This is a genomic window from Mycobacterium sp., from assembly GCF_035697385.1.
In the GTDB taxonomy this organism is placed as follows: Bacteria; Actinomycetota; Actinomycetes; order Mycobacteriales; family Mycobacteriaceae; genus Mycobacterium.
Genome location: NZ_DASSCY010000358.1, coordinates 20,357 through 27,024 on the forward strand (window position 1 = coordinate 20,357; position 6,668 = coordinate 27,024).

A 6,668-nucleotide genomic window follows, 5' to 3' on the forward strand; every position below is an offset into this window, starting at 1 on the left:
GATTGGTCGCGCTCAACGCAACGAATCACGCCGAAATCGCCAAAGGCAGGAGGAGATTGCAATGGCGGTCGCGGAGTTCTACGTGCCAACCCCACTGGTGCGATATCGGAGCCGGGCCGGGCTGGCGGTCCGTCAGTACTTCCAGGGCACCTCTGTGCCGAGCTATGTGGCGTTCGGCGCGCTGGCCATGATGTTCGTCGTCGCGATCTTCGCCCGCCAGATCGCGCCCTACGACCCACTGGCCGCGGTCGGTCAGCCGATGACAGCGCCGAACGCCACCAACCTGCTCGGCACCGACACCGTCGGGCGAGACGTCCTCAGCCGGGTGTTGTGCGGCATGCAGACCAGCTGGTTCGGCGCCCTGGCCGTGGTCGCCTTCGGCGTTCTCTTCGGCGGTCTCGTCGGCCTGCTCGCCGGCACGTTCGGCGGCTGGTTCGACGCGGTCCTCATGCGCGTGACCGACGCGTTCCTCTCGCTCCCCGGGCCGATCCTTGCCCTCGCGGTGGTGGCCGCGCTGGGGCGCTCCTACACCAACACGCTCATCGGCGTGGCGCTCGTCTGGTGGCCGCTCTACACGCGCATCGTGCGCTCCGAGGTGCGCCGGCTGCGGGTGTCGCCGCACATGGAGGCCGCCCAGATCGGGGGTGCGAGTTGGTGGCGGCTGATGTACCGCCACCTGCTGCCCGGCGCCGTACCCGTGACCATCGTGACCGCGAGCCTCGACGTCGCGGCGCTGGTCCTGATGGTGGCCGGCCTGTCGTTCCTCGGGCTCGGCGCCCCTCAACCGGCGCCGGAGCTGGGATCGATGAGCGCACAAGGCGTTACGTACATCTTCAGCGCCTGGTGGATTCCCATCATGCCGGCGGTGGCCGTTGCGCTCATCGCGATCGTTGCGAACTTCGCAGGCGACGCGATCCGCGACCGGATCCGTGATCGCTGATGCTGACCGTCTTGCCGCGGCGCCTTCTCGGCGCGATCCCCGTCCTGCTGGTCCTCGTCCTCGCGGTTTTCACGCTGCAGAAGGTGGCGCCCGTCGACCCCGTAGCCGCACTGGTCGGGGCGAAGGCCTCGCCCGAGGTGTACGAGGCCGCGCGGCAACAGCTCGGTCTCGACCAGCCGGTGCCGGTGCAGTTCTGGCAGTACCTGGTGCACGCGGTGCAGGGTGACCTCGGCCAGTCAACCGTCACCCGCACACCGGTGGTCTCCGACCTCGCGTCGTTCGTGCCGGTCACACTCGAACTTCTTTTCGTGGCACTGGTTTTCACCGCGATCATCGGCTTCTTCTTCGGCTTGGCGACGGCACAGGGCTGGCGCGGGTCCGGCGTGCTGCGCGTGGTGATGGTGTCGGGCGCTTCGGTGCCGGTGTTCCTCGCGTGCCTGCTCGGCATGCTGGTGTTCTACCGGTGGCTGGACATCCTTCCCATCACCGAACAAACCGCGTTCGTCGATGCACCCATCGGTCCCACGCACTTCCTGCTGATCGACAGCTTGCTGGCTGGCCGGCCCGAGGTGTTCTTCGACGATCTGTATCACCTTGTGCTGCCGGCCTTTTGCCTGGCGTTGACACCGGCCGCGGCTGTCGGGCGCGTCCTGCGCAGCAGCCTGGAATCGACGCAACGTGCCGATCACACACGGACCGCCCGCGCAAAGGGCTTGGGAGAAAAGCACATCCTCATCGCGCATTCGCTGCGCAACTCTCTGGGTCCGGTGTTCGCGTTGTTGGGCCTGCAGCTCGCGGTGATGGTGGGCAACTGCATCCTCGTAGAGTTGATCTTCGCCCGGCCAGGTATCGGCCTCTACATATCGCGGGCGATCGACAAGGCCGATTTCAATGCGATCGCCGGCGTGACGCTCGTCGTGGGCCTGCTCTATGTGGTGACCAACATCGTCGTCGATGTCCTGCAATCGGTCGCTGATCCCAGAGTCGCACTCTGAACGGTTCGTTGCCCTGGCTGCTCATCAGCTCGTGGATGTGGCATCTGACGCGATGGGACGGGCTCTTCCTCGGCACCTACCTGGTCACGCATCTGGGTGCGCCGCCGCTGGCCAACCAGTTCGTGGGTGTCGCCATGTTCGCGCCGTTGCTGCTGGGCGCCTATGTGTCCTCGCGCGTCGACGTCGATGTCGAGCCACGCAAGCTGGTACTGCTCACCGAAGTGGTGTTGCTGCCGGTTTCGGTGCTGATGGCCGTTCTGGTCGGCACCGGCGCGGTGGCGACGTGGATGGTCTATCCGTTCGAGTTGGCTTACGGCATCGGGGGAATGGTCAACATGACCGCACAGCGCGAGCTGCTGTTCCGGATCGCCGGCCCGCATCGCTCGACGCGCGTGCTCAACACCGAACTCACCGGCATGGCGAGCGCAATGATGTTGGGGCCGTTGATCGGCGGGATCACCATCGCGGTCTTCGGCCTCGGGGCGGCGTTCACCTTTCTCGTCGTGCTGTTGGCCTTCTCGGCGCCGATGCTGTGGCTGTCGACGCGCAGGCTGCCGGTCCAGCCCCGTCCGGACACGATGGCCCGCGCCAAGACCGACTGGCAGCTGCTGCGGCGCTCACGGACGCTGGCCGTCGTGCTGCTGGTGACCATCATCTGCAACCTCTGCTACTTCGCGTTCATGCCACTTGTGCCGGTCATCGCCAAACACCTCAATGCCGGCCCGGCGATGGCGGGCGTGATCGGCGCGACGGCAGGCGTCGTGCAGCTGGTCATCGCCGCGGCGCTGGTCGTCCGGCCGGTGCGACGCCCGCTCGTGGCGTACACATTTGGGGTTGCGCTGTGCCTGTGCTGTCTGGCGATACTCGCCTACAGCCCGATGGTGAGCGTGGCTCTGCTCGCCCTTGGTGTGGCAGGCATCGGCCAGGGCTTGTTCGGCTCGACGCAAGCGACGCTGCCGGTGGCGGTGGTCGCGCCGCATGAGCGGGCCGCGGCGCTCGGTCTGCTCGCGACCACGATCGGCGTGGCGCTGCCGACCGGAATGGTGGTCCTCGGCGTCACCTCGAGCCTTTTCGGCGCTCAGCAGGCGATGCTGTTGTCGGCCCTGATCGGGCTGGCCGCCCTGGCCGCGACGCTGGCCGGCAACCAGCGGCTGATGCGGGCGCCGATGTCAGGCGGAGCGACGGGCGTTGGCGGAGAAGGCGACTCGGTCCCCGCGCAGTCGGAGCTGAGCTAGCGCGCGTGGCTGCCCGTTCTCGTCCTCGATGACATCCTCGAGCCAGATCAGTGGCGCACCGACCTCGACGCCGATGAGCTTTGCGGTCTGCTCGTCGGCTGCGACCGCGCCGACGGTGGTGTCACTTCCGCCGATGCGTATTCCGAGTTGCTGCTCAAGAAACAGGATGACGTCCGGCTCGTCCATGTTGAAGTCGGCAGACTGTTCTTCGTCGAGGGCGATGTAGCTGACCGACAAGCCCAGAGGCAGGTCGTTTTCCAGCATGAGGCTCTCGATCATCAGCACGGTCCACCCGGCAGGCAGGCGCAGGCGCTCGCTCACCATCGGCGGGCAGCCGAGCGGTCGGCGCTCGAGGGTGCGCGCCTCGACGCGGCTGGACGGTTCACTCGCGAACTGGGCGACCGTGCTGAGTTCGTCGATGCGCAGCAGCAACGAACCCGTGGCTCGCGTTCCGTTCTTGGGTTCGCGGGTGACGAGCCCTTCGCGGGCCAGCTGCTGCAGGACGGTCCGGATGGTGTTGCGGCTCGCCGACAGCGCGTCGGTGAGCTCTCGTTCGACGAGGATCATGCTCCTGCCGGTGGTCACGAGCGTGGAGCGGAGCAGGTCGTACGTGCGGCGCGTGGAGTTGTTCAGCCGGTCCGGGCTTTGGCGCTGCCGTTGGTAGAGCACCTCTGGACGGTCCGGCGCGGTGTGGCGCAGCCTTGCCCGCAATGCCCCGTATGGCGCTGGTTCGCGTGCTGACATGCGTCAATTGGAACAGGTCGATTGTTACGGGCGCGGTCCTCGCTGATTCGCGCGAGTTACGTTGCTGCCATGTGCCTGCCGACGAAGCGAGCGAGTTGCGCGCTGCCGAGCAGCACGACCGCGATGAGCGCGAACAGCGCCGCGATCCCGACCTGTGTGGCGAGGACGGCACAGCCGACAGAGCCGATCAGTATTCCGATGCCCGCCGAGATGCGGAACTTCGCCAGGCCCGCAGACGATTCGCCAACCTGTGCTACAACCAGCACCGGCAGGCTGGCAGTGGCCCCGGCCAAGCTGACCCCGAACAGTGCGGATGCCACCAGATATGTTGTCGCGCTGGGCGATAGGGCCAAGAGTGCCGCGCACAACGTACCGACCCCGAACGAGGCGATGAGCATGGCGACCACGCCGACGTGCCGGATCAGCCGGTAGGCCGCCGCGAGGACGACGATCTCCACGCCGGACATCAGCGCGATGGCCAACGTGATCGTCATCGTCGGGTAATCACGGGCAGCGCCGGCAAGGGGAAGTGCGGTGAACAGCACGCCACCGCGCAGGAAATCACCGCTCATCGCAAGGACAAGGGCGGCGCCGCTGGCAGGGACCTTGCCGAAGCGCGGCAGGCCGATCCGCGGAGGCGGCATCCCGTTCGGCGCGGCCAGGCTCGGAAGCGCGGCGGCCAGTGCGCCTCCGACCAGGAGAGCCAGCACGCCTGTCACGACGAGTGCGACCTGATAGCCGGCCCGTCCGTCGATGATCCCCGCGACGAGCAGCCCACCGGGCGAGCCGACGGCGCCGCCGAACAGGAAGGCGGCGTTGAACCTGCCTACGGACGCAGCGACGTCGCCTGAGCGCACCCGCACGGCGGCCTGAAGTCCGGCACCGAGCACCATCCCGCCACCAAGACCCTGCAGCACCCGCGACGTCATCAGCACGATGCCGCCGGAAGCCAGGCCCATGCCGATGCATGCCACACCGAACAGGAACAGTCCCGCGATGAGCGCGGCCCTGGCGTCGAGGCTGGGCACAAATCTCGAGCCGAACACATCGACCACGATCACGCCGACCGCCGCGCTCAGCATGAAGATGCCGATGTAGGCGCCGCTGTGCGAAAACTCGCGCACGAAAAGCACTTCCAGGGGAGCGGTGAGGCTCATGGTCACCCCGGTGGCTGCCATCAGCGGCAGGAACAATCGCATCAGCAGGACATGGACGTCTCGCTGAGCGGAAGGCCCACTGTCTCGGCGACCTCGAGACCGTATGCCTCCAACCCGATTCGTTTGACGGGATTGTTGGTGATCAGCCGCATCCGCCGCACACCGAGGTCGGCAAGGATCTGCGCGCCGACACCGTAGTCACGCGCATCCACCGGTTGCAGTGCCCCGATGCCGCGGCCCTCGTGTCCGCGCAGGTAGACGAGTACACCGTGGCCCTCGGCCGCGATCATCTGCAGCGCAAGGTCCAGCTGAAGAGCGCAGTCGCAACTGGTTGACTCAAAGACATTGCCGGTCAAGCACTCTGAATGCACCCGCACCAGCGTCGGCGTATTGCCCTCGGCTGGAACATCGCCCATCACAAGGGCGATGTGCTCACGACCGTCGAGCACCGACCGGAAGCCGTGAGCCTGGAACTCGCCGTGGTGGGTCGGCAGGCGGCTGCGGGCCTTGAACTCCACAAGGCGCTCGGTGCGGCGCCGGTAGGCGATCAGGTCGGCCATCGTCACGATGGTCAGGCCGTGATGAGAGGCGAAGGCGCGCAGGCGTTCTCCGCGTGCGACTGCCCCGTCGTCGTCGACCACTTCACCGATCACGGCCACCGGCGGCAGCCCAGCAAGCCGGGCCAGGTCGACGGCGGCCTCGGTGTGCCCGGACCGCCGCAGCACGCCGCCGTCGACGGCCCGCAACGGGAATACGTGGCCGGGCCGGCTCAGATCGCTCGGCTGGGTGGCGGGTTTGGCGAGCAGCGAGATCGTGTGGGCCCGGTCGGCCGCCGAGATTCCGCTGGTGATTCCCGTCCTGGCATCCACCGTCACCGAGTAGCCGACGCCACGGGGGTCCTCGTTGACGACGACCATCGGCGGCAGCTGCAGCCGATCGAGGTCACTGGCAGGCATCGGCACGCACAGAATGCCGCTGGTGTGCCGCACCATGAACGCCACCCGCTCCGGTGTGGCGTGCACAGCGGCGAACATGAGATCGCCGTCATCCTGGGGGTTTTCGGCGTCGACGACGATCACCATGCGACCGGCGCGCAGATCGGCCACCGCGGCATCGACCGTCGAGCCCGCAGCACGGCCGGTGCGTGCTGCGGTGCGGCGGATCCCGGTGACGGACATCCTCAGAACTCCCGAAGCGTGTCTCGCAGGTGCGCGTGTGCGTATTCGGTGCGGGCTAATCCCTTGCGTTGCAGCGCGGGGAACAGCCCCTCGCAGATTTCGGTGATGTACTGAGTGCTGACCCTTTGGGTACTGATGAGGAAGCCGTCGCCGCCGACCTGTTCCATGGCTTCGCCGATCTTGTCGGCCACCTGGTCTGGTGTGCCGACCAGTTCGATGGAGTCCGACGTGCCGCCGGCGTCGAGGACCAACTGGCGCAGCGTTTTCCCGCTCCCCCACTGCGCGAACTTGTCGAGGGAACCGCGCTCGCCGTTGGTCTCGAGCTGTGGCAGCGGCTCGTCGAGGTCGTAGGTCGAGAAATCGATGTCCGTGACCGATGAGATGCTGGCCAGTGCTTGCTCGAAGAACGCCGGATCCTT

The 6,668-nt window shown here is 67.1% G+C and carries 6 protein-coding genes and 1 pseudogene; 3 read left to right on the top strand and 4 right to left on the bottom strand.

Annotation, left to right across the window (positions count from 1 at the left end):
- Positions 1-61 precede the first annotated feature (61 nt).
- The 3 genes from VFH65_RS29785 to VFH65_RS29795 are packed head-to-tail and all read left to right on the top strand — an operon-like array spanning position 62 to position 3,170.
- The gene (locus VFH65_RS29785; protein ID WP_353326790.1) at positions 62-940 is read left to right on the top strand and encodes an ABC transporter permease; all 879 of its coding nucleotides are present in this window, start codon (positions 62-64) and stop codon (positions 938-940) included.
- Entirely contained in the window at positions 940-1,935 is a 996-nt protein-coding gene (locus VFH65_RS29790; RefSeq protein WP_353326792.1) for an ABC transporter permease, read from the top strand. Before VFH65_RS29785 ends, VFH65_RS29790 begins: the two co-directional genes overlap by 1 nt.
- An 8-nt stretch (positions 1,936-1,943) precedes the next feature.
- Positions 1,944-3,170, top strand: a complete 1,227-nt coding sequence (locus VFH65_RS29795) for an MFS transporter (protein ID WP_353326794.1) — start codon at positions 1,944-1,946, stop codon at positions 3,168-3,170.
- Here the strand turns inward: VFH65_RS29795 and VFH65_RS29800 are convergent.
- The 4 genes and pseudogenes from VFH65_RS29800 to VFH65_RS29815 form a co-directional block, all read right to left on the bottom strand.
- Complete coding sequence (locus VFH65_RS29800; protein WP_353326796.1) at positions 3,105-3,914, bottom strand: GntR family transcriptional regulator; 810 nt, start codon at positions 3,912-3,914, stop codon at positions 3,105-3,107. The genes VFH65_RS29795 and VFH65_RS29800 overlap by 66 nt on opposite strands.
- Before the next feature lie 56 nt (positions 3,915-3,970).
- The gene (locus tag VFH65_RS29805; RefSeq protein ID WP_353326798.1) at positions 3,971-5,113 is read right to left on the bottom strand and encodes an MFS transporter; all 1,143 of its coding nucleotides are present in this window, start codon (positions 5,111-5,113) and stop codon (positions 3,971-3,973) included.
- Positions 5,113-6,249, bottom strand: coding sequence for a 3,4-dihydroxy-2-butanone-4-phosphate synthase (gene ribB, locus VFH65_RS29810; RefSeq protein ID WP_353326799.1), 1,137 nt, complete (start codon positions 6,247-6,249; stop codon positions 5,113-5,115). The genes VFH65_RS29805 and ribB overlap by 1 nt, the downstream gene beginning before the upstream one ends.
- Before the next feature lie 2 nt (positions 6,250-6,251).
- Positions 6,252-6,668 (bottom strand): annotated as a pseudogene (locus tag VFH65_RS29815) (FMNH2-dependent monooxygenase); the annotation flags it as partial.